General features: G+C 46.4%; 18 protein-coding genes and 1 riboswitch. Of the genes, 11 read left to right on the top strand and 7 right to left on the bottom strand.

Going from position 1 to position 21,978, the window contains the following annotated elements:
• The first annotated feature begins 21 nt into the window (after positions 1 to 21).
• A complete protein-coding gene (locus KNO91_RS12960; RefSeq protein ID WP_251126652.1) occupies positions 22 to 576 on the top strand; it encodes a nitroreductase family protein in 555 nt (184 codons plus the stop codon).
• A gap of 97 nt (positions 577 to 673) precedes the next feature.
• Here KNO91_RS12960 and KNO91_RS12955 read toward each other — a convergent pair whose 3' ends face one another.
• The gene (locus KNO91_RS12955) at positions 674 to 859 is read right to left on the bottom strand and encodes a hypothetical protein (RefSeq protein WP_214696806.1); all 186 of its coding nucleotides are present in this window, start codon (positions 857 to 859) and stop codon (positions 674 to 676) included.
• Positions 860 to 968: 109 nt separating this feature from the next.
• Complete coding sequence (locus tag KNO91_RS12950; protein ID WP_214818299.1) at positions 969 to 1,505, bottom strand: gamma carbonic anhydrase family protein; 537 nt, start codon at positions 1,503 to 1,505, stop codon at positions 969 to 971.
• A gap of 119 nt (positions 1,506 to 1,624) precedes the next feature.
• Here KNO91_RS12950 and ade point away from each other — a divergent pair, with 119 nt between their 5' ends.
• From ade to KNO91_RS12935, 3 genes are all read left to right on the top strand, one after another.
• On the top strand, positions 1,625 to 3,334 hold the full coding sequence (gene ade, locus KNO91_RS12945) for an adenine deaminase (protein WP_214796284.1): 1,710 nt from the start codon (positions 1,625 to 1,627) through the stop codon (positions 3,332 to 3,334).
• A gap of 118 nt (positions 3,335 to 3,452) precedes the next feature.
• Positions 3,453 to 3,737, top strand: a complete 285-nt coding sequence (locus KNO91_RS12940; protein ID WP_015880753.1) for a hypothetical protein — start codon at positions 3,453 to 3,455, stop codon at positions 3,735 to 3,737.
• A gap of 57 nt (positions 3,738 to 3,794) precedes the next feature.
• Positions 3,795 to 3,969, top strand: a riboswitch (Lysine riboswitch).
• Between the two features lie 114 nt (positions 3,970 to 4,083).
• Positions 4,084 to 5,676, top strand: a complete 1,593-nt coding sequence (locus KNO91_RS12935) for a Na+/H+ antiporter NhaC family protein (RefSeq protein WP_214796286.1) — start codon at positions 4,084 to 4,086, stop codon at positions 5,674 to 5,676.
• Between the two features lie 367 nt (positions 5,677 to 6,043).
• Here the strand turns inward: KNO91_RS12935 and KNO91_RS12930 are convergent, their stop codons facing one another.
• A complete protein-coding gene (locus KNO91_RS12930; protein ID WP_214796288.1) occupies positions 6,044 to 7,669 on the bottom strand; it encodes a peptide ABC transporter substrate-binding protein in 1,626 nt (541 codons plus the stop codon).
• A gap of 223 nt (positions 7,670 to 7,892) precedes the next feature.
• Between KNO91_RS12930 and KNO91_RS12925 the strand changes: the two genes are divergently transcribed.
• Complete coding sequence (locus KNO91_RS12925; protein WP_214818297.1) at positions 7,893 to 9,296, top strand: basic amino acid/polyamine antiporter; 1,404 nt, start codon at positions 7,893 to 7,895, stop codon at positions 9,294 to 9,296.
• Positions 9,297 to 9,314: 18 nt separating this feature from the next.
• On the opposite strand, the gene KNO91_RS12920 is transcribed toward KNO91_RS12925, so the two are convergent.
• A complete protein-coding gene (locus tag KNO91_RS12920) occupies positions 9,315 to 11,369 on the bottom strand; it encodes a sensor domain-containing protein (RefSeq protein ID WP_214818296.1) in 2,055 nt (684 codons plus the stop codon).
• Positions 11,370 to 11,524: 155 nt separating this feature from the next.
• Here KNO91_RS12920 and KNO91_RS12915 point away from each other — a divergent pair, with 155 nt between their 5' ends.
• The 3 genes from KNO91_RS12915 to KNO91_RS12905 all read left to right on the top strand — a co-directional run bounded on the left by KNO91_RS12915 (position 11,525) and on the right by KNO91_RS12905 (position 13,537).
• Complete coding sequence (locus KNO91_RS12915; protein ID WP_214818294.1) at positions 11,525 to 12,727, top strand: ornithine--oxo-acid transaminase; 1,203 nt, start codon at positions 11,525 to 11,527, stop codon at positions 12,725 to 12,727.
• 82 nt (positions 12,728 to 12,809) lie between these two features.
• Positions 12,810 to 13,199: a fluoride efflux transporter CrcB gene (crcB, locus tag KNO91_RS12910; RefSeq protein ID WP_214790713.1), complete on the top strand. Its 390-nt coding sequence runs from the start codon at positions 12,810 to 12,812 to the stop codon at positions 13,197 to 13,199.
• On the top strand, positions 13,196 to 13,537 hold the full coding sequence (locus KNO91_RS12905; protein ID WP_214818292.1) for a fluoride efflux transporter FluC: 342 nt from the start codon (positions 13,196 to 13,198) through the stop codon (positions 13,535 to 13,537). The genes crcB and KNO91_RS12905 overlap by 4 nt, the downstream gene beginning before the upstream one ends.
• 33 nt (positions 13,538 to 13,570) lie before the next feature.
• Here KNO91_RS12905 and yhfH read toward each other — a convergent pair whose 3' ends face one another.
• Positions 13,571 to 13,729 carry a protein YhfH gene (gene yhfH, locus KNO91_RS12900; protein ID WP_015880761.1) on the bottom strand — a complete coding sequence of 53 codons (159 nt, stop codon included), beginning with the start codon at positions 13,727 to 13,729 and terminating at the stop codon, positions 13,571 to 13,573.
• A gap of 151 nt (positions 13,730 to 13,880) precedes the next feature.
• On the opposite strand from yhfH, the gene KNO91_RS12895 reads away from it, so the two are divergent.
• Together KNO91_RS12895 and KNO91_RS12890 are read left to right on the top strand one after the other, a co-directional pair.
• Positions 13,881 to 14,243: an ArsR/SmtB family transcription factor gene (locus KNO91_RS12895; RefSeq protein ID WP_214790709.1), complete on the top strand. Its 363-nt coding sequence runs from the start codon at positions 13,881 to 13,883 to the stop codon at positions 14,241 to 14,243.
• 108 nt (positions 14,244 to 14,351) lie between these two features.
• Positions 14,352 to 16,394: a heavy metal translocating P-type ATPase gene (locus tag KNO91_RS12890; RefSeq protein ID WP_214818291.1), complete on the top strand. Its 2,043-nt coding sequence runs from the start codon at positions 14,352 to 14,354 to the stop codon at positions 16,392 to 16,394.
• Between the two features lie 43 nt (positions 16,395 to 16,437).
• Here KNO91_RS12890 and KNO91_RS12885 read toward each other — a convergent pair whose 3' ends face one another.
• Positions 16,438 to 17,061, bottom strand: coding sequence for a hypothetical protein (locus KNO91_RS12885; RefSeq protein ID WP_214796300.1), 624 nt, complete (start codon positions 17,059 to 17,061; stop codon positions 16,438 to 16,440).
• A gap of 151 nt (positions 17,062 to 17,212) precedes the next feature.
• Between KNO91_RS12885 and KNO91_RS12880 the strand changes: the two genes are divergently transcribed.
• Complete coding sequence (locus KNO91_RS12880; protein ID WP_214818290.1) at positions 17,213 to 19,282, top strand: alpha-amylase family protein; 2,070 nt, start codon at positions 17,213 to 17,215, stop codon at positions 19,280 to 19,282.
• 22 nt (positions 19,283 to 19,304) lie between these two features.
• Here the strand turns inward: KNO91_RS12880 and KNO91_RS12875 are convergent, their stop codons facing one another.
• Positions 19,305 to 21,920 (bottom strand): putative bifunctional diguanylate cyclase/phosphodiesterase, encoded by a 2,616-nt coding sequence (locus KNO91_RS12875; protein WP_214818289.1) that lies wholly within the window; start codon positions 21,918 to 21,920, stop codon positions 19,305 to 19,307.
• Positions 21,921 to 21,978: the final 58 nt, after the last annotated feature.

The raw sequence follows: 21,978 nt of genomic DNA, 5'->3' as shown, positions 1-21,978 counted from the left end.
AAAGAAGGGGAAGTGACGGTCATGACAAAGACAGCAGCACAACAATTAATTGAGGAAAGACGGACGGTTCGGATTTTCAAGGAAGAACCGATCGATACGAAAGTGCTCTATGAGGTGTTGCAATCGGCACATCACGCACCGTTTCATAATAAAGTCGAGCCATGGAATGTGTATGTGTTCAACGGGGACGGGAAACAGGTGTTACTCGATGCGCTCGAACCGGCCTTCTCGGAAGCGTCAGAAGGCCAACGTGAAAAAGTGACGGGGCGAATCTTGAATGCGGCGACGTGTATGTATGTGACGGCAAAACATTTTGAAACGGATAAAGGAAACCGTGATGCATTACTCGCGACAGCGACATTCATTCAAAATGTTCAACTGCTCTTAAGTGAACGTGAGATCGGGATGGTCTGGCGGACGGGTGGACTGTTCGATGATGCACGGTTGAAGGAAATGATTGGGGCGGAAGGGGAGACGTTTATCGGTCTCCTGCAAATAGGGAAATATGACACAGAAGATATCCCTACACCAAAAGCACGACAACCGATTGATGCACATCTGACTATTTTCGAATAAAAAAGCGAGCGTGGGGATCACCTTCGCTCGCTTCATCTATATATCGTTTATTTTTTTAATTTAGTTGCGAGCCAATCTTGAATTACAGGTGTTGGAATCATCCAGCCGTTCCTCCATTTTTAGAATCTTCTTCTCTACTATTATCCAAATGCATGCGTTCCCAAACCTCACGATGTGCACCATGGAGCGTGTCATCGAAAGAGTCATCGATATGAAGACCATAACTTGGGTTGATCGATGAAGCGTACAAATCTAACATGAGTTGATCGTGGTTCGGATACATAGAGTGGGCTCCTTTCAATACGTCAGCTTGGCTACATCATCAGTATACAAAGGAACTGTGTAGAAAATTCGAGAGAAACGTTAACATTTTATGAATCTTGTAAACGCTTTCACAAACTGTGCGTTTCGCTTAAGGGCACACACGTCTGTTTATATTGTTCGGCGCGTTTCGCGTACTTCTTAACGGTTCTCTCCATGATGAAACGATCCTCGTCATTCAATGGACGAACAACTTTTGCGGGGACGCCCATTACCATTACCCCTTCAGGAATTTGCATATTTGGTGTGACGAGAGCACCCGCAGCTACGAATGATCCTTTCCCAATCTTGGCACCATCGAGCACAGTAGCGTGCATCCCAATGAGGCAATCCTCCTCAATCTCACAGCCATGAATCATCGCCATGTGACCGATTGAGACACGGTCATGGATGATTGTCGGCGACCCTTCATATTGATGGATCATCGAACCGTCCTGAATATTCACATAAGCACCGATTTGAATCGGACCTTCATCTCCACGGATGACGGTATTGAACCATACCCCCGAGTGCGCCCCAATCGTCACATCTCCAATCACATGTGCTCCTGGTGCGAGATAAGTCGTCGGGTCGACGTATGGTGTCAGTTCTCCTAGTTTATATTGCATCGTTGTAACCCCTTTCAGATCGATATGCTATCATTGTCGCACAACTTGAAAAAGAAATTGCAACGAAAAGAATATTCTTGGTAAGATAGTTAAAATACGTTGAATAAGGAGATCGAGAGATGGAGAAACAACATTTGATTGACATCGCCGCAAAGAAAAAGAAAGCGGCCGTCGTCTTTAAAGACGTCGCTGTGATTGACGTGTACAGTCGTGAGACGATTCGTACGGACGTCGCCATCGATGCTGGGTATATTGTGGCAATTGGGGATGGATACGATGGAGAGGTCGAATATCATGATCCAACTTGGACGCTTGCCCCGTCCTTCATCGATTCGCACGTCCATATCGAATCGTCGATGGTCCCGCCACATGAGTTTGCGAAGGCGGTCTTGCCACTCGGTGTCACGACAGTCATTGCGGACCCGCATGAGATTGCGAACGTGAACGGGGCACTTGGAATTGAGTATATGTTAGCGGATGCGAAAGGCCTTCCACTCGACGTCCGGATGATGTTACCAAGCTGTGTGCCGGCGACGCCGTTTGAACATGCAGGTGCAAAATTGTATGCAGAGGACTTGGCGCCGTTTCTAGGAGATCCCGGTGTCCATGGATTGGGTGAGGTCATGGACTATCCATCGGTCGAAGCAGGAAGCGAAGACATGCTTCAAAAGATCGCACAGACGGAACAAGCGGGCAAAGTCGTGGATGGACATGCTTCAGGTCTCAACCCTGATCAATTGAACGTATATCGTTCAGCAGGAATCATGACGGATCATGAATGTACGACAGCAGAAGAGGCGATTGAACGGGTACGACGTGGATTCTACGTTCAAATTCGGGAAGGTTCTGTCGCTCGGAACGTGGAGAAGGTCAGTCTTGCCGTGACAGAGAGCAACGCCCATCGCTTCCTCTTCTGTACAGACGATAAGCATTTGGATGATTTAGTCGCGGAAGGTGGGATTGACTACAACATTCGTACGGCGATCAAGCAAGGGGTCAAACCAGAGACGGCCTATGCGATAGCGAGTTTACACGCCGCAGAAGCCTACGGGTTAAAGGAAATTGGTGCCATCGCACCTGGCAAGAAAGCGAACTTCGTCATCTTGTCAGACGTCGAATCGGTAAAAATCGAACAAGTGTATGTCAACGGTACACTCGTCGCCGAAGCAGGGAATGCGACATTTGATGCTGAAGGAATTGAAGTGCCAAAACCGATGAAAGGCGAACTCGAGTTACCTGAATTGACGGCTGACTCGTTCCGACTTGCCCCTAGCGAAGAGGAAGTGGATGTCATTCAAGTGCTTCCGAACAGCTTGTTGACGAAACGACAACGTCTCACGTTCCAACCGGATGCATCAGGCGCAGATTTAGCACAGGATATCGCAACGCTTGCTGTCATCGAACGTCATCACGGAACAGGTCACATGGCGCTTGCTCCCGTTACAGGATTCGGGTTGAAACGAGGTGCACTTGCGGCTACGGTAGCCCATGACAGTCACAACTTGGTCATCGCTGGGGTCAGCCCGGAAGATATGTTGCTCGCAGCGAGAACGCTTGAAAAAGTAGGCGGTGGGGTCGTCGCTGTATCGGAAGGGGAAGTGCTCGCCGTGCTCCCGCTTGAAATCGGTGGTTTGATGACGAAACGCCCTTACCGTGAGGTGGCAGATATTCTCGAACAGCTAAACGATGCGCTCGATGTTGTCGGGGCACACCGTCATTTCAATCCGTACTTGACGATGTCATTCCTTGCCTTACCGGTCATTCCAGATTTGAAATTGACCGATATGGGATTGTTCGACGTGACGACCTTCTCATTCATCAACACTTGACTCGGTCTAACGTATGATTTTTGTTAAGAACGGTCGATAACGATTGAATGCCTGACTGGAAGTTGGTATAGTTACGACAAGTTTCATCGGGTCAAATTTGAAAGGGGGGATATTACAGATGGAACAAGTTGCTTACAATCGGTCGTATGATGAACATGAGGAATTGATCAATTCTGTATATCGTGCTTTCAAGGACCGATGCGAAGAACTGCCAGAAGAAACACAGACGAAACGACGTCTGCGGCGCCTCATCTTCTCTACAATTAAAGAACAGACGAAGTCTCACGCTGACCGATTCGTGTTGTATCACTTCTTCAACGACTTCTTTAAAGCCGTAGAGACGAATGACCAAGAAGCACTTGCTGTTTTGAAACGAATCATTCGTGATGAAAAAAACTATTGATATGTGACGTCAACTTGTGATAATTTAGACGTAACTTTAAATGAATATTCGTGCTATCGATGAGGTAGAGGTGCGATGCTGATGAGTAAGTAGTCGGAGGATGACAACGATGAGGACTACAAAAAGGCAGGATCGCCGAAGTGCAACACCATGTCCGTGGGGTTGTGCTGGGCTGACGGGAAATACCCGTCGGACTGCCATACATATTTACGTATGGAGCGCTCCAAGTCGGCTAAGAAAGACGGAACATCCAGCGAGGGTGTCGGCTTTGTTGCCGATGCCCTCGCTTTGCGTTTTTTTAAGCATAGGGGGGGCCTCATCCTAATTAAAAAAGGAGGAATTCAGCATGGTAGATTATTCAACTTCGGTACTTTCACTCGTACCGGCATTACTCGCAATTATTATGGCAATTACAACAAGAAAGGTTATCCCATCACTCGGTGTCGGGATTGTCGCAGGGGTACTTCTCTTGCATAGCTTCAATCCGCTTGATTCGATTCAATACTTATGGTCGAACATTATCGCTTTATTCTGGTCGGACGGAGCCGTCAATGAATGGAACGTTTTGTTGATTGCATTCTTGCTCTTGCTCGGGATTTTATCGTCAATCATTCAAACCTCAGGTGGTGCACGCGCATTCGGTGAATGGGCTGCTGCGAACGTCAAGACAGCACGCGGTGCGCGTCTCGTATCGTTTGGACTTGGTATTTTGATCTTTATCGATGACTACTTCAACAGTTTGGCAGTTGGGAATATCAGTCGTCCGCTTACGGACCGTAAAAATATCTCGCGCGCGAAACTTGCGTACACGATTGACTCAACGGCAGCACCTGTCTGTGTCATCAGCCCGCTTTCAAGTTGGGGTGCGTACATCATTGCCATCATCGCTGGGATTTTGACGAAATATTCGATTGATAGTTACTCATCGTTCTCTGCATTCATTCAAATCATTCCGATGAACTTCTATGCCGTCTTCGCACTCTTGTTGACAGCGTATGTCGCCTTCACTGGACTTGCCATCGGCCCGATGCGCACACATGAACTTCGTGCCCTTCAAGGTGAATTGTATGATTCAGCAAAAGGGAAGCCGATGGGTATGAGCGAAGACTTGCATGAACATGAAGGCGGAAAAGTTCGTGATTTGATCGTTCCAATTATCACGCTCATCATTGCGACAGTATCAGCGATGCTTTATACAGGTGGTCAAGCACTGGCTGCAGACGGTCAAGATTTCTCATTGATTGGGGCGTTCGAATCGACAGACGTGACACGCTCACTCGTCGCGGGTGTTGTCATCAGTTTGATTGTCGCATTCCTTCTACTTGTCGGACGTAAAATCCCGGCACGTGATTATGGTAAAGCAGCATGGGAAGGCGTCCGTGCGATGTGGCCGGCTGTTCTCATCCTCTTGTTTGCTTGGACAATCATCGCAGTCATCAGTGATATGAAGACCGGTGAATACTTGGCGAGCTTCGTCACAGATACAATCGCCGCTTCTTACTTGCCGCTACTTCTCTTCTTGATTGCGGGTATCATGGCATTCTCGACAGGGACGAGTTGGGGAACGTTTGGTTTGATGCTTCCAATCGGGGCAGACTTGATCATGGCGGTTGAACCAGAGCTTCTCCTCGCATCACTTGCTGCTGTATTGGCCGGTGCGGTGTTCGGTGACCACTGTTCACCAATCTCGGATACAACGATTCTCAGTTCGACAGGTGCAGGTTCGCACCACATCGATCACGTGTTGACACAGTTGCCATACGCGATTCTCGCGGCAGTCGTCTCAGCAATCGGATATTTGGTGCTCGGAATCACAGCATCGATTTGGATCGGGTTCTTCGCGGCATTGCTCTCGTTTGTCGTATTGGTTGCAATCGCACAAGTGATTTCAAAACGTGGCAAAGTACCTGCTGAACTTCGCGCAGAGCGTGAGGCTTAATAGATGAAAATGACTTCCATCGGTTGATGGAAGTCATTTTTTATGTGCGGTCGTCACTGTATAAGTGAGACGGTCGAGCAGTCTACCGAGAATAAACCAGAAGGAAACTGTCATGATATACAGTGAGAACTGTGGCAAAGAAGTTGGGTGGATGATGTGTGAGGAAAACCAGGGTGTCTCGAGCAGCCAGAACGGAGGCGAGCTCAAGAATAATAGGATGTTCTTGTCATCAAATCCAACAATATTAAGGGTGCAGATTACAATAGCAAATAGGGTGAGCCAAAGTGTCCAACTCTTCATAAGTTGAAGCCCCTTTCATGACAGAAAAACATCCTTGAACCGTATCGGTATCAAGGATGTTTTCTTATTATTTGACGTCAAGCCACTTGAAGCTTGCATCGGCACCGAACGGGTGACGGTACATGTTCTCGATGTTCGAACGCTCTAAGTATGCTTCACCTTTTTGGTAAATCGGAGCGATTGCGAAGTCTTCTTCAAGAAGGATACGCTCAGCTTCTTGCATTGTTTCCCAACGCTTCATCTGATCGGCTTCTTTCTTCGCAGATTGAATCAACTGATCATACTCGTCATTTGAATACTCCATACGGTTGAATGGTCCGTCTGTAACCCACATATCAAGGTATGTCATTGGATCTTGATAGTCAGGGCCCCAACCAGCGGCAGAAACGTCATATTCACCTTTTCCTTCGAGATCAAGGAAGTTTTTGAACGGTTGCTGTTTGATGTTGAGCGTCAAACCAGGCAAGTTCTTCTCGAGTTCACCTTTGATGAACTCATTGACTTTCTTGAAGGCTTCTTCGTCACGCGAGAGGAACTCGAGCTCGATTGTTTCGACGCCTAGCTCTTCAAGTCCTTTTTCCCAAGCAGCTTTCGCTTCATCGACATTGTAGCTGAGAAGGTCTGGGTGTTTCTCACGGAAATCAGCGCCGTCTTCCGTGAACGTGAAGTCTTTCGCCACGATATAGTTTGCTGGTTGTGAACCGTCTGTCAAGATGACATCAGTCACACTTTGCTTATCAAAACCTTTTGCGAGTGCTTCACGGATGTTGACGTTTTGAAGCGCTTCGTTCTTTTGGTTGAAGCGGAGGAAGTTGATTCGTGCATCGGCACGTGTCTTGAACTCATCGCTATCTTCAAATTGTGGAACGAACTCAGAAGAGAGGAGTGTATAGTCTGCTTCACCAGACTCGAACAAGTTGACACCTGTCGACACGTCTTTTACGACTTTTACGTTGATCGTATCCATCTTCACGTTTTCGGCATCCCAATACTCTGGGTTTTTCTTATAAACCCAACCTGCATTGTCTTGCCATTCGCTTAACACATAAGGACCGTTATAGAGCGTCTTGTCGACCGAAGTTGCGAATTCTTCGCCCTGTTCTTCAACGTACTCTTGCTTTTGTGGCATGTATGTTGGGAAACCAGTCAATCCTAAGAAATATGGTGCTGGTGCTTCCAACTGAACTTCAAGTGTCTTCTCGTCGATTGCTTTCGCACCGAGATCGTCAAGAGACGCTTCGCCTGCAAGGATTTTGTTTGCATTTTTTAAGTCTTGAAGGATATACGCATACTCTGCACCTGTTTCTGGATTGAGTGCGCGTTTCCAAGAGTAGACAAAGTCTTCAGCTGTGATAGGTGAGCCGTCTGACCAGTTCGCGTCACGTAGCTTGAACGTGTATGTAAGTCCATCCTCGGATACTTCGACATCTTCAGCGATTCCTGGTGTCGGTTGGTTGTTCTCGTCTAGACGATATAACCCTTCGAACACGTTGTTCGTCACGATGATCGATGTCGAGTCTGTCGTAAGAGTCGGATCGAGCTGTGGCAAATCTGTCGCCGATACCATTGTAATTTCTTTTTTAGCATCGCCAGAAGATGAATCCTCCGAACTCGATGAGTCGTCCCCTGTACTACAAGCTGCCGTCGCCAATAATGCGACCCCCGATAAAGCTAGCCATTTCTTGTTACGCATGTTTCAACCTCCCGAAAATTCTGATAATTTAGAATATGTTGTAATTAAACTACATCTCGGATGAATATGCAATGGAATTTTTCAAATTATTCGAAAATATAAACTTATTTAGAATACCTATCCATCAATCCTTTTAGGAAGTAGAATAGAAAAATCAACGAATGATTATACAGTATCTTTGTATAGTTATTCGGAAAGGTTATAGAGTAGTGGAGGCGTTAATTTGAAACAACATTCAGCCGGAATCGGCTTTTTCGGTCTCGCGGCCATGGTCGTCGGGACAATGATTGGCGGAGGTGCCTTTAATCTTCCAGGTGCCATGGCGCAAGGCGCAGGAGTAGGACCTGTTTTAATTGGGTGGGGGATTACGGGCATCGGCATGATCATGCTTGCCTTCGTCTTTCAGTTTTTAGCGGACACGCGTCCGGAATTAGAAGGCGGTATTTACGCCTATGCGCGTGAGGGGTTCGGCAAATTTGTCGGGTTCAACAGTGGATGGGGTTACTGGATGTCGGCTTGGATTGGTACAGTGGCAAACATCACGTTGATTTTTAGCACGTTGGCATATTTTTTTCCAATATTCTCGGCAGAACACCGATTGTTCCGATTGTTCGTAAGTGCCATCTTGGTATGGGGATTATTTTGGCTTATTTCCCGCGGAATGAGAGAAGCGGCCTTGTTGAATATCGTCACGACGATTGCGAAGCTCGTTCCGATTTTTTTGTTCATCGTCCTCATCCTTTTTGCGTTTCAGATTGACACGTTCCGAGTCGACTTTTGGGGCGAGTCGGGATTTGTCTGGGCAGATGTTTTTCCACAAGTGAAATCCACAATGCTCGTAACACTTTGGGCATTCGTGGGAATCGAAGGCGCAGTCGTCTTATCCTCGCGCGCACGAGAAAAAAAAGATGTGGGTCGAGCGACAGTGATTGGTTTAATCGGTACGTTGTTAATTTATATGATGATTTCGATTTTCTCGTTCGGTGTCCTAACGCAAGAACAGCTTGCGGCGTTACCAGAACCGTCGATGGCATACGTGTTAGAAGCAGTCGTCGGACCGTTTGGAGCCACGTTGATCAATATCGGCTTACTCGTCTCATTGACAGGTGCATTGCTCGGATGGACAATCTTGGCGACAGAAATCTCTTATGTCGCTAGCCGTGATGGTGTCTTTCCCAAAATGTTCAATCGACTGAATGCCAACGACACCCCAGTGAACGCGCTATTCATCACACAAGTGTTTACGCAAATCGTCACAGCTGTTGCCTTGTTCTCGGAGCAGACGTATCTCGTCTTGTCGAGTATCGCAGGGATCGCGGCACTCGTTCCTTATCTATTCTCGGCGCTATATGGATGGATGGAGGCAAAACGGACGGCATCGTTGCGAATGATGGTTGTCTCCGCGATTGCTTCGCTATATGCGACATGGCTGTTGTATGCATCGGGAATCGAATATGTTCTGATTGCGATGATTCTTTACGCACCAGGTGTGTTCGTCTTCCTTTTAGCCGAAAGAGAACAGGGACGTCCATTCTTGACGCGCACACAGTCGATGATTGCTGTCATTATTTTGTTATGTGCCACGTATGGCATATATGGTCTTTGGACATCATCGATTGCATTATGAGAAAAACTCACCGACGCGTTATGCGTTCGGTGAGTTTTTTGATGACCGTAGTAATTGTTCAATCGTCTCTGGAGAAGCCGGTCTTGCGTATAGGTAACCTTGGAATGAATCACATTCGGTGGACTTTAAATGATGAAGCATTTCTTCGTCCTCGACGCCTTCGGCCACGACGTGAAGGTTCAAACTCTTCCCAAGATGAACGATAACGTCGAGTAAGTGAGATTTGGATGCCATCCAATCATCGAGAAATACTTTATCAATCTTGAGTTCATCGACTGGGAACGATTTTAAATACTGTAAGGACGAGAATCCTGTTCCAAAATCGTCAATCGACAGTCGATAGTTCAGGCGTTTAATTTGCTCCATCCGTTCAATGATTTCATCGGTCTGTTGCATGACCAAGCTTTCCGTAATTTCTAGAATGACATCTGATGTGTCGAGTTGGAGTTGTTGCTTAATATTTCGGAGTGTATTCAAAAAGCTGTCGCTCCGGAACTGATTTGGTGAAATATTGATTGCCATCGATAGGGGCTGGTCAAATTCAGCTTTCCACGCCTTCAATTGTTTCGTCGCCTCTAAAATGACCCAGTTGTTGATCGGGACGATGAGCGCCATCTCTTCTGCGAGCGGAATGAATTCAGAAGGTGGGATTTGTCCCAATTCTTCGTGATGCCAGCGAAGGAGTGCTTCGAAGCCGATGAGGCGATCTGTCGCAAGTTCGTACTTTGGCTGATACTCGAGATAAAAATGCTTTTCTTCGAGTGCGCGGTATAAAGCTTTCTCAATATGAATTTGTCTTGAGAAGGCAGCATCCATATCTTTTGTCACGAATTGTATCGTGCCGACCCCAATCTGTTTCCCTTTGAAGAGTGCACTTTCAGCACGTGTATACAGTTCCTCGAGTGAACTTGCCGAAGACGGGTAAAACACACAGCCGACTGAAATCGAGACCATGATCGAGTGATGGTAGATTCGGAATGGTCGTTGCAACTCATGTTGAAGATGGCGAAGTGATTGAAACACTTCTTCTTTTGACTCTTCAAAGAACATGACGCCGAACAGTCCGCCCGTCGGATGGAACAATAAAGCGGATTCCGGGATGAGGTGAAGTGCGCGCTCTTTGATTTGAATGAGGAGCTCATTCCCGACGCGAGACCCGAATGATTCGTTAATGATTTTGAAGCGGTCGATATCGAATAAGGCGATGTGAAGGAGTCCTTCCCGCTCATCAATTTGTTGAAGAATCGAACCGTATTGACGTAAAAACCCTTTCTTATTGAAGAGGCCTGTCAACTCATTTTGATAAGCAAGGAATCGGACTTCTCTTTCAAGACGCTTCTTCTCTGAGACATCAAACCCGAATGCCGTATACTGAATCACATCGCAATTGTCACTGATAATCGGAACAACGGTCAAATTGAGCCAGCACGGTTCCTGGTCATGCTCTTTACAAGAGATTGCCATTTCCCCGTTCCAGATCCGATTCGTCGCCAAGGACTTTAAGACATCACGTGAAATGCAGCCCTGGTCGTTTGAGTCATGAATGAGCTCGAACCAGTTTCGTCCGATTAGTTGCTGCTCCGTTGCATCGAGTAAACGACACAATGATGGATTAATATCGACAATCTTGCCTTTTGCGTTCGTCGCCAAGTAATGGGTCGATTGCTTGATCATTTCTTGAAAATGATGAAGCAAGTTGAACTGCTCTGTGCTGATGAGCGGTCCAAACCCTTTTGGAAGGAAGGCGAGGAAATAACCATTAATCCCTTCGAGTGAAAAAGATTGCAAGTATGCGGTCGCATAAATGACGGATCCATCTTTATGTTGAAACGGTGTCATCGCCGTCGTTGAAAATGGATATTGAAGGAGTAGCGGTGTCCATGTCTCTAGAGCATGTTCCAACTGCCGAACGACAGGAAGCGGTTGATGGAGGACTTCTTCGCGTTCCCAGCCAAATAATACTTCGGCATGTGTATTCCATAACAGCACCGTACCATCTTGGGAAATATAACAACACGGTACAGACAATGCATCGATGAATTGGTCTACCTTTAAATCACGCAATGAAGCCACATCATTTCCTCCAATCTGTCATGCTAAATGAATATTCTAATGTCAGTGTACCTGATTTTGCCAATTCAAGGAATGCTTAAGTTCGCCATTGTCAAAAGAAAGAGGGACATCATATACTGAAAGGGTAAGATAGTTTTGAATAAGGGGGAAGCAATATGTCAAAAACACATGATGTGATTGAGCTGACAGAAAAATTCGGGGCGCACAACTATCATCCACTACCGATTGTGATTTCGGAGGCGAAGGGGATTTGGGTAACCGATCCTGAGGGGAATCGCTATATGGATATGTTAAGTGCATACTCTGCAGTCAACCAGGGACACTGCCATCCGAAAATCATTCAAGCGCTCAAGGATCAGGCGGATAAGATTACGTTGACGTCACGTGCCTTTTACAACGATCAACTCGGACATTTTTACGACAAAGTGGTAACGCTTACAAAAAAACAAATGGTGTTACCGATGAATACGGGAGCAGAAGCCGTCGAGACAGCTGTTAAAACGGCTCGTCGTTGGGCATATGAAGTGAAAGGGATCCCAGGTCAGGCCGAAATCATCGTCTGCACAGGAAACTTCCATGGACGGACAATGGCTGCTGTGTCGATGTCGACCGAAGCAGAATATCAGCGAGGATTCGGACCGCTCTTGCCAGGATTCAAAGTCGTCCCATATGGCGATATCGATGCATTCGAAGCGGCAATCACAAAGAATACTGCAGCGTTTATCGTAGAACCGATTCAAGGGGAGGCAGGAATCATCATTCCGCCAGAAGGTTACTTGAAACGTGCATCGGAACTTTGTAAACAACATAACGTCCTGTTCGTAGCGGATGAGATTCAGTCAGGGCTTGGACGCTCCGGAAAATGGTTTGCGATCGAGTGGGAAGATGTCACACCGGATATGTACATTCTCGGAAAAGCGCTTGGAGGCGGTGTCTTCCCGATTTCATGCGTTGCAGCGGATCAAGAGATTCTTTCCGTATTCAACCCAGGATCGCACGGCTCAACGTTTGGTGGAAACCCGCTCGCTTCCGCGGTCTCGGTCGCGGCGCTCGAAGTGTTAGAAGAAGAGAAACTTGTTGAGCGTTCGTTAGAGTTAGGGACGTATTTCATGGAACGTTTGAAATCAATCGACAATCCGATGATTCGTGATGTTCGTGGTCGTGGATTATTCATCGGCATCGAATTGACAGAAGCAGCTCGTCCTTATTGTGAGGCACTGAAAGAGCGTGGACTTCTGTGCAAAGAAACGCATGAGACAGTGATTCGATTGGCACCACCACTCGTGATCACGAAAGAAGAACTCGACCAAGCGTTTGAAGCAATCGAAGCGGTCCTTGCTCCGGCAGCTATTTCGTAAACAGCGTCAGCTTGGTATAATAGCCTCAGTTGAATCGACACCTGCATGTTGCAGGTGTCTTTTTCGTGGAGGAGGAATTTGGATGCTGTACGTATACGTTGGATTAGCAGGTGCAGTTGGAGCATTGGCACGTTACGGACTTGGATTACTCGTCGATTCATTCGGGACGAGCCCGTTTCCCGTCGCGACACTGCTCATCAATTTAATTGGAAGCTTTCTATTAGGATGGATGACGCATCGATTTCTTCAAACGGGAAAATTTTCTCCCCAACTCGTTACGATTGTCGGAACCGGAATGATCGGGTCATTTACCACGTTTTCCACGTTTAGTGTAGAGACGATCCAATTAGTTGAAAATGGTTATGTACTGCTCGCTATTTCATACGTGTTCCTCAGCATCACATTTGGTTTATCAAGTTCATGGCTTGGCTATCGGATCGGAACAAAAGCAACAAGAGGTGAAGTGGAATGACGTTCGTTTGGATTGCGACCGGCGCCTTTATTGGTGCAATTCTCCGCTTCACAATTGGTCAGGTCATGAAAACGTGGTCTGATTCCACTTTTCCATGGGCAACGTTGTTTGTGAATGTGACAGGATCTTTTGGTTTAGGCTATTTATATGCGCACACCGATCAGCAATCACTCATCCTTTTCTTAGGAGTCGGATTTTTCGGATCGTTTACGACCTTCTCAACCTTAAAACTTGAATTGATGCGGTTTGCAACAAAAGATTGGATCCGATTCGGTCTCTATTTACTAACGACTTATCTGTTCGGCCTAATTGCAGCCTACATCGGTTTGACGATGTAAACAAAACACCCCTTCAGCCGAAGGGGTGTTGTCTTATTCTGCGAGTTGAAGCTTTTCTGTACATGAAGCACAAGTCGTTTCGTATGACTCGCACTGTTCGTCCATATGTTTCCCGCACTCCTGACATGTCTTATCCGGTAATTTTTGATAAAACTCGACAGATGATTCGAGTCGACTTGCCCATTCATTCATATGAAAATGCCTCCTTCGGTAAATTGTCTGACAGTTTTGGTTGTTGTATTGATTGTATTATAACAGAGGTGATTTAGTCAACTATAATATATAACAGATATCTTTATGAATTTTTGCTACACTATACACATAAAAAGACGAGGTGAAGAATATGAAAGTACCCCAATGTGAGACGATTGGGATTCAATCAGAAGATGTACCGACACTGCAAACCGCATTGGCGCAATTAGACGCTCCACGTGTCAGTCGTCTGTTTAAAGCGTTCGCTGACCCGACTCGTTTGAAAGTACTGTATGTCTTGACGCTTGAACATGAACTTTGTGTTTGTGATGTTGCCGCCGTCATCGGTCATTCGAATGCGACCGCATCCCACCATCTTCGGACGTTACTCGAACAAGGGCTAGTGAAGTATCGTAAAGATGGGAAGGTCGTCTATTATTCTTTAGATGATGAACACGTCAGACAGCTTGTTGAAATTGCGCTGGCACATAGTGAAGAACAGAAAGACGTTTGAATCTCATGACCGATCCTATAAGGGGTCGGTCATTTTTACCTATTGTCATGTATTTCATTTCGCGTTACTATATATTCAAATGAACATTTGAATGTTAGGGGTGACAAGATGAAAAACCGAGATGTATTACCTGTATCTGGAATCACCTGCACGAACTGTGCAGCTAAAATCGAAAGGGATGTCACGAAGCGTGAAGAAGTGGCCTCTTGTCAAATTGATTTTGCGACGAGTCGAATGGTGATTGAATGGATCGATGTTTCTGAGCGTGAAACGATGCTCGAGTCAATCGAACAGACGATGAAACGAATCGAGCCGGGTGCGAAGTTTATCAAAGCAGAAGATGACCCAGCTGAAAAACGGGACTTTATCCTTTGGCGATTCCTTGCGGCGGCCTTTATCTTTTCGATTGCTCTTTGGGTGGATTCCATCCCGGGTTATATTGTGGCGTACGGGTTGGCCGGATACGATGTCGTTTATGGGGCCATACGAAATGTATGGAACCGAGAGTGGTTTGATGAAAAATTCTTAATGACGATTGCGACCATCGGGGCATTTGCGATTGCCGAATATCCGGAAGCTGTAGCGGTCATGTTGTTTTATCAACTTGGAGAATACGTGCAAGGACGGGCGGTACGTGCCTCTCGAAAATCGATTCAATCTTTGTTGAATATGAGACCGACGCTCGCTCGGGTACTAGATGGTGAGGAAGAAGTAGAGCGATTGCCGGAAGAAGTGTCGGTCGGGTCACATTTAATCGTCCGTGCCGGAGAATTGGTTCCGATGGATGGTGTCGTGTTAAGTGGTGCGAGTTCGCTCGATACCGCTTCGTTGACGGGAGAGGCAGTTCCTCGTCAAGTGAGAGCGGGTGAAGAAGTATTGGCGGGGATGGTCAACTTAGAGGGACGACTCGTCATCCAAACGACGAAGCTCGCCGCCGAGTCGAGCCTACAAAAGATGATTACCCTCGTAGAAGAAGCGAATGGGAAAAAGGCAAAGACAGAACAGATGATCACTCGATTGGCGAAAGTCTATACGCCTTTCGTTGTCGTCATGGCGGCACTCGTAGCATTTGTTCCTCCGTTGTTTGTCGGTGACTTGTCAGAATGGGTATATCGTGCCCTCATTTTCCTCGTCATTAGTTGCCCGTGTGCGCTCGTGATCTCGATTCCATTGGGCTATTTCGGTGGGATTGGAGCGGGTTCCAAACAAGGGATTCTTGTAAAAGGTGGAGAATATTTAGACACGTTAACTGAAGTGGACACTGTTGTCTTCGATAAGACAGGAACATTGACGACAGGACGCTTTGAAGTGACGAACGTCGTGACGACAGAAGGGGTACATGCCGAAGAACTGTTGCACCTTGCGGCCCGTGTGGAACGGGCATCCAATCATCCGCTCGCACAAGCTATTGTCAATCGAGTCGGAGACGTTCAGGCGTTCGAATCGATTCAAGAAGAGCCGGGGTATGGTCTCCATGCTTGTGACGGGAATGATCATATTTATGTCGGAAGCGCCCGTTATATGAAGCAGTTAGGTCAAACGATTGATGATTCGTCGATTGGTACGAGTGTTCATGTGATGAAGAACAATCGTTGGCTAGGGCGAATCGAATTGATGGATACGGTGAAGTCAGATGCGTATGATGCGATTCAAGCATTGAAAGAAGCTGGATATCGGACGGTAATGTTATCGGGAGACAGACGAGCGGTCGCTACAACAATCGGTGAACGACTTGGACTAGATGAAGTGCGAGGCGAATTGCTTCCGCACGAAAAAGTAGAAGCGATTGAACAGATGACCGCTTCCCGTAAAGTTGCATTTGTCGGAGATGGGATGAATGATGCGGCAGCGTTAGCGAGGGCTGATGTCGGTCTTGTCATGGGCGGAGTCGGAAGCGATACGGCGGTCACGGCAGCGGATGTGGTGTTGATGCATGATGACCCGAACGATGTTGTCCGAGCAATCAAGCTCGGACAACAGACGAAACGTGTCGTCTGGCAAAATATCTTCTTTGCGTTTGGGACGAAGGCGCTTGTCTTGGTTTTAGGGTTATTCGGGATCGCCACGATGTGGGAAGCTGTCTTCGCTGACGTCGGTGTGGCATTACTTGCCATTGCGAATGCGACAAGGTTACTACGAATGAATTCATGATGAAAAAGGAGTGTTTCAGCATAATCTGAGACACTCCTTTTTCCTATTCGATCGTTTCCTGTTGGGGTTTGATACGTGCCAACAAAAAAGTCAGGATGACGATGATCGCAATCAATAAAAACGTGATGGTAAACAGTACTTGAGTTAAGAAAGAAACTTGATTTTCTGCTGCAATCAGCTCTTTCTGGATATCTTTATATTGCATCTGCTTGAGCGATCGTAAATCTTCTAAAATGGTTTGACGTTGCTGTGTCATCGTCTCAGCCACCGCAGTTGCTTGGATGAGATCCCCTTCTTCATAGATGACGAGTACGCGATCGGCTTCTTTTTCCCATATGGCATCTCTCTCGAGTAAATCGATAACGGAACTCGGTGTGTCGGGGTCATCGATGACCGATTGTTTGAGCGCCTTGGCCTGCCGAGACATGCTATAGTACATCTCTAAAAAGTGTCGATCTTCATAGGCTAGTAAACCACGGATAGCGTTTGCTCGTTCGACATTATAATACATGATATCCTCAATTGCCTCGTAAGAGCCGAATTGTTCATCTTGTATGGTTGCTAGACGTTCATTCGTCTCTTTCAATTGAAAAATAAAAATACCAATAATCGAGATGGACAGAATGGATAGACTGATCCATAGTAGAATCCACTTTCGTTGTGACATCGTGACCCTCCTTTCTATTCCATCGTACATGATTTCAGAAAAATCGACAGAAAATATTTTTTTGAAAAAGGAAAAAACGGGTAAATGTATAATCAATTAGTGTAAGAACTTTATCCACCAGAAGACCATTAGATGCATAAGGGGAGTCAATATGTCAGAGAATTCATCGTTACACAAGTTATACCAGGTGTTACAAGATCAACGCACACACCTTACCTACGAGATTCCAAGTTTATGGAATCGCATGCGTTTTTCTTCCGAACCGATTCGTGACGGGGTCGAGCGTGTGAATCCGTACGATTTTTTAATCGAAACGATTGAAAAAGCCATTCTTCCATATGCAGTGGAAAATCGAGAATATCGTACTTCCATCGCCAGTGCCGATGGTCATTTACAGACAGGTGGCGATTGGATTAAGCGTGCCTCTGTCTATTCGATGCAGGTTCGTACATCTACTTCCTGGGATCATGACGGATCAGGTTATGTGGAGATGGAGAACTCATTTGGAATGAAAGACACGGGCACATTTGTGAAAACGCTTGCACTCATTCCACATCTTCTTTATATGGGAATTGATACATTATTCCTATTACCAATTTCGCAACATAGTCATAAAAATAAGAAAGGTGAATTCGGATCTCCTTATGCCGTTCAAGATTTCTTCGCCATTGATGAAGAATTAAAGGAAACGTTAACCGGTGATGCGATGACTGTCGAAGAAGAATTTTCAGCATTTGTGGAAGCTTGTCACATGGTAGGGATTCGTGTCGTCATCGATGTCATCCCTCGGACGTGTGCGCGAGACAATCGACTCATCCTTGAAAATCCAGAGTGGTTCTATTGGATTCCGTTAGCCGAAGTCGATTATTACCATCCACCATCTGTGCCGGGTATTGGAGAGAATGTGAAGCCTGAATTTGCTTTCTTGCCAATGGTGTACAACTCGGAAGATGTATGGCAACACTTACGGAGATTCTCGATGGCTCCGAACTTGCTGGATGCTGAAAAATGGGAGCGAGTACGTGCTTACTTGATTGAACATCCAGAAGAGAACGTATTGGCAACGATTGAACGAGAGTTTGGATTGACGACAGCTCCTGCCTTTTCGGACTGTATCAACGATCCACAACCGCCTTGGTCGGACGTGACTTATTTCCGTCTCTTTTTAGACCATCCACTTGCGGCGGCACCTTACGTGAACGATGCGAACATCGCGCCTTATATTCTGTTTGATTCAATCAAGTCCAATCAATTCCGAGGAAATATCATCAATGAGCCGCTCTGGGAAATGCTCGCCGATATCATTCCACATTATCAACGTGAATATGGCATCGATGGGGCCCGTATCGATATGGGGCATGCTCTTCCTGTCGATTTGGCACAGCGAATTTTAGCGAAACCACGCTCCCTTGATTCGAACTTCAGCTTCATCGCGGAAGAATTGATTGAAGCAGGAGCTTGGGCGGCGAAAGATGCCGGTTATAACATGATCATCGGATACGGGTTTTATAAAGAACCTCGATTCCAAACACATGAGACGCATCAATTTTTATACGACTCTCGCTTTTTACCACTTCCGGTATTTGCGGCAGGCGAAACAGCAGATACGCGTCGCCTAGCTACGCGAGAAGGCGGACGACAAGCAAGTCGGTTGTTGACAGTCTTGAACGGCTTTATGCCAAATGGCGTCCCGATGACAAACTCTGGACTCGAACTATACGAGACACAGCCGATGAATACCGGGCTCGATTGCCGTCCGGAAGAAGCGTACCAACTCTTCCCGACAGACCCATACTTCGGAAAACTCGCATTTTTTGATGCGTATCAGTTCCATTGGGACCACCCGGAGCGAGATGAAATGATTGAAGTGATGCATCAAGTGGCGGAAATTCGTCGTCGTTGGCTCGATGTACTCGTCGACCCGAACCATTTTGAACCACTCATCTTAAATGAACCGTTCGCACCGTTTATCGGATTCGCCTGGTTACGTCCGGAGACGAACGATACGTTGCTCGTTGTAGCGAATACGAATATGTGGGAACCGTTGCGAGGAGTCATTTCTCTCGATGGGGTACGTCGTCGAAATTGGAACGCGAGTCGTTTCGCAGAGATGGTGTATTCACCGAATTCGTGGCCGTATGCGGAGCACTCGTTCGATGAACAATGGAATCTTCACATCGACCTGAAACCAGGAGAAGTCAAAGTATATGAGATGAAATAAAAAAACGCCTTGGACCGAAACATCATTCGGTCCAGGGCGTTGTGTGTTTCATGTAATAAATGATGAACTCATCAAGTGGCATCGGTTTTGCATAACGATACCCTTGCATGGAGTCACATCCGATTTTACGGAGGAACGTCTCTTGGTATTCGGTTTCCACACCTTCAGCGACGAGCGCCATGCCAAGTTGTCTTGCCATCGCGACGATGGTCGTCGTGACCATTTGATATTCACGGTTCTCTTCGAGTTGCATCGTGAATTCACGAGGAATTTTCAGTTCGTCGATTGGATAGCGGACGAGATAAGCGAGTGAACTATATCCTGTCCCAAAGTCGTCAATCGAGAGTTTGATGCCGAGTGATTTTAATTCTAAGATCCGATTCAAAACACGGTCTGAATGATGGGCAGCGACCGTTTCGGTCAATTCAAAATTGAGTCGTGACGGATCGATCGGGAATCGTTCGAACAACGTATTCAAGTAATCGATTAAATGTTCATCGAATAACTGACGAACGGACAAGTTGACCGAGAGCTTCGGTAAATGAATGTCTCCTTGCTCAAACACATGAAGCAACTGGAACGTCTCATGAATCATCCAACGACCTAAATCATGAATATGACCAGTTTCTTCAGCAATCGGAATGAATTGACTTGGCGGGATGAACGTCCCGTTATGTTGCCAACGCATGAGGGCCTCTGCTCCGATGACTGCCTTCGTAGACGCATCGACTTGAGGTTGAAGGAAAAGTGAGATTTCTCCTTTTTCAAGTGCGGTATCGAGCCCTTCCATCAACACTTTTCGTTCTTCCTTGTCTTCCCGTAACTCCGGTTCGAACATGACGGTCTCGTCCCGACCATTATCTTTCGCGCGATACATCGCCAAGTCGGCATTCGAGAGCAAGTGTTTTAATTTTTTTCCATGCTCCGGGAAACGGACGATTCCAATCGAGGCATGCACTTCAACGAGCGTTCCGGCCATGTAATAAGGCGGGCGATAGACGAGACGTCGCAAGCGTTCTGTCAGCATTTCATCGTCACCATGTTCAGCGACGACGATGAATTCATCACCACCTAGACGTCCGGCATACTCGTTTGGAAGGAGTGCGGTCCGTAGGCGCTTTCCGATATGTTGCAAAAGCTCGTCTCCCATGTGGTGACCGAACTGGTCGTTGATTTCTTTAAACCCGTCCAAGTCAGAGAACATGAGCGTGAACGTGCGACCTTCCTCAATCAATCGTTCGATTTGTTCTTGTAGCGCATAGCGGTTGTGAAGTCCTGTCAAACTATCGAATTTTGCCTGATACAAGATTTGTTCTTGTTGTTCAATCATCTGCGTGATGTCTTTCGCGATGGCGTAGATCCCTTCGACTTCTCCATCGATAATCATTGGGACGTTGACGAGTTGCCAGACACGTGTCTCGCCTTCTTCGGTCATGATGCGCACATCGATTGTTCTCGGTCGACCGTTCGTTAATTCTTGAAGAATGATTGTATACGGTGCACGGTCTTTTGATTCGATGATATCGAGGATATTTGATCCGAGTAACTTGTCGGTTGTCAATCCGAGAATCGAACTGCCGGCCTCGTTGACCGATAATACTTCGCCATGTAAGTCGAATAAAAAGATTGGTTCTGAGTGGTAGGCGAAGAGTGAACGATATTGCTGCTCACGAATTTCAAGTTCGTGTGCTTTCGTCGATACGGCGACTTCTAAATCTGTGTTGACCGTATGGAGGCGATGACTGATGAGCGCGTTCTGTTTTGAAACGACAAACTGGCGAATGAGCAATAGAAGTACGGCATTCGCAATCATCGAGTCGAATACAGACGTACCAAGAAGACGATCTGAAGCGAGCAAGAATAGCATCACGACCACGCTATACAAAACGTAATCCAAAATGGAATCATAGGCGAGGGCGTCTTCGGAAACATCGTCGACCCAATAACTGATTGAAATCATGAGAATACTACTCACTTGAATGAGATGGATCAGTTCATGTGTGATGCCCGAAAACACGAAGAGCGTGTTCGCGATCGAGGCAATCGTGAAGGCTAAAATTCCGACGAGTACAAGAATTCGGAATTGTTGACCGGCCGAGACGACCCGATTCAAGTATAAGAATGAAAGCATCATGTAGAGACTAATCAGTAGCATTTGTTCTTCAAAACCACTCAACTGAGACACGAGTGATACATCTTGTGTGGCGTAGAACCAAATATGTAGTGCACCGATTGCAATGAAACTAAATAAAGCAAACAGGTCGAACGTGCGTAGTTTCAACGTTCGAATCTCAATCGATTGGGTGATGACAATTAAAGCCATGATTAAGTAAAAGAAATTTTGCAGGAACAACAGCGATTGTGTATTGGCACCTGTCGAATCGTAATGCATCAGTAAATACAGGGCGAAGCATACATTTCCCGCACTGATCAAAACGTGGATAAACCGTCGCATCCCTTTATGTTTAAAAATCGCCACTCCGCTCAGTAGGATTGCAGCTCCTGAAATGACGAGGTGATAGATGAGTAACGTGATGTTTCGCAGATCATGAGGGGTCAAAAATAAAAATAAAAGTCCGGTAGAAAAAGTTCCGATGAGAATCGCCGGAACGTATTGGCGCAACGAGTAAACAGACAACTCATGCACCTCCTTCTTTATATATATGGGTCTCTTATTTATTATCGGAACAGGTGAC

The organism is Exiguobacterium sp. s59 (assembly GCF_018617475.1).
Lineage (GTDB): Bacteria > Bacillota > Bacilli > Exiguobacteriales > Exiguobacteriaceae > Exiguobacterium > Exiguobacterium aestuarii.
Note: the sequence above shows the minus strand (reverse complement) of the source record. Positions and strands in the feature narration are given on the sequence as shown.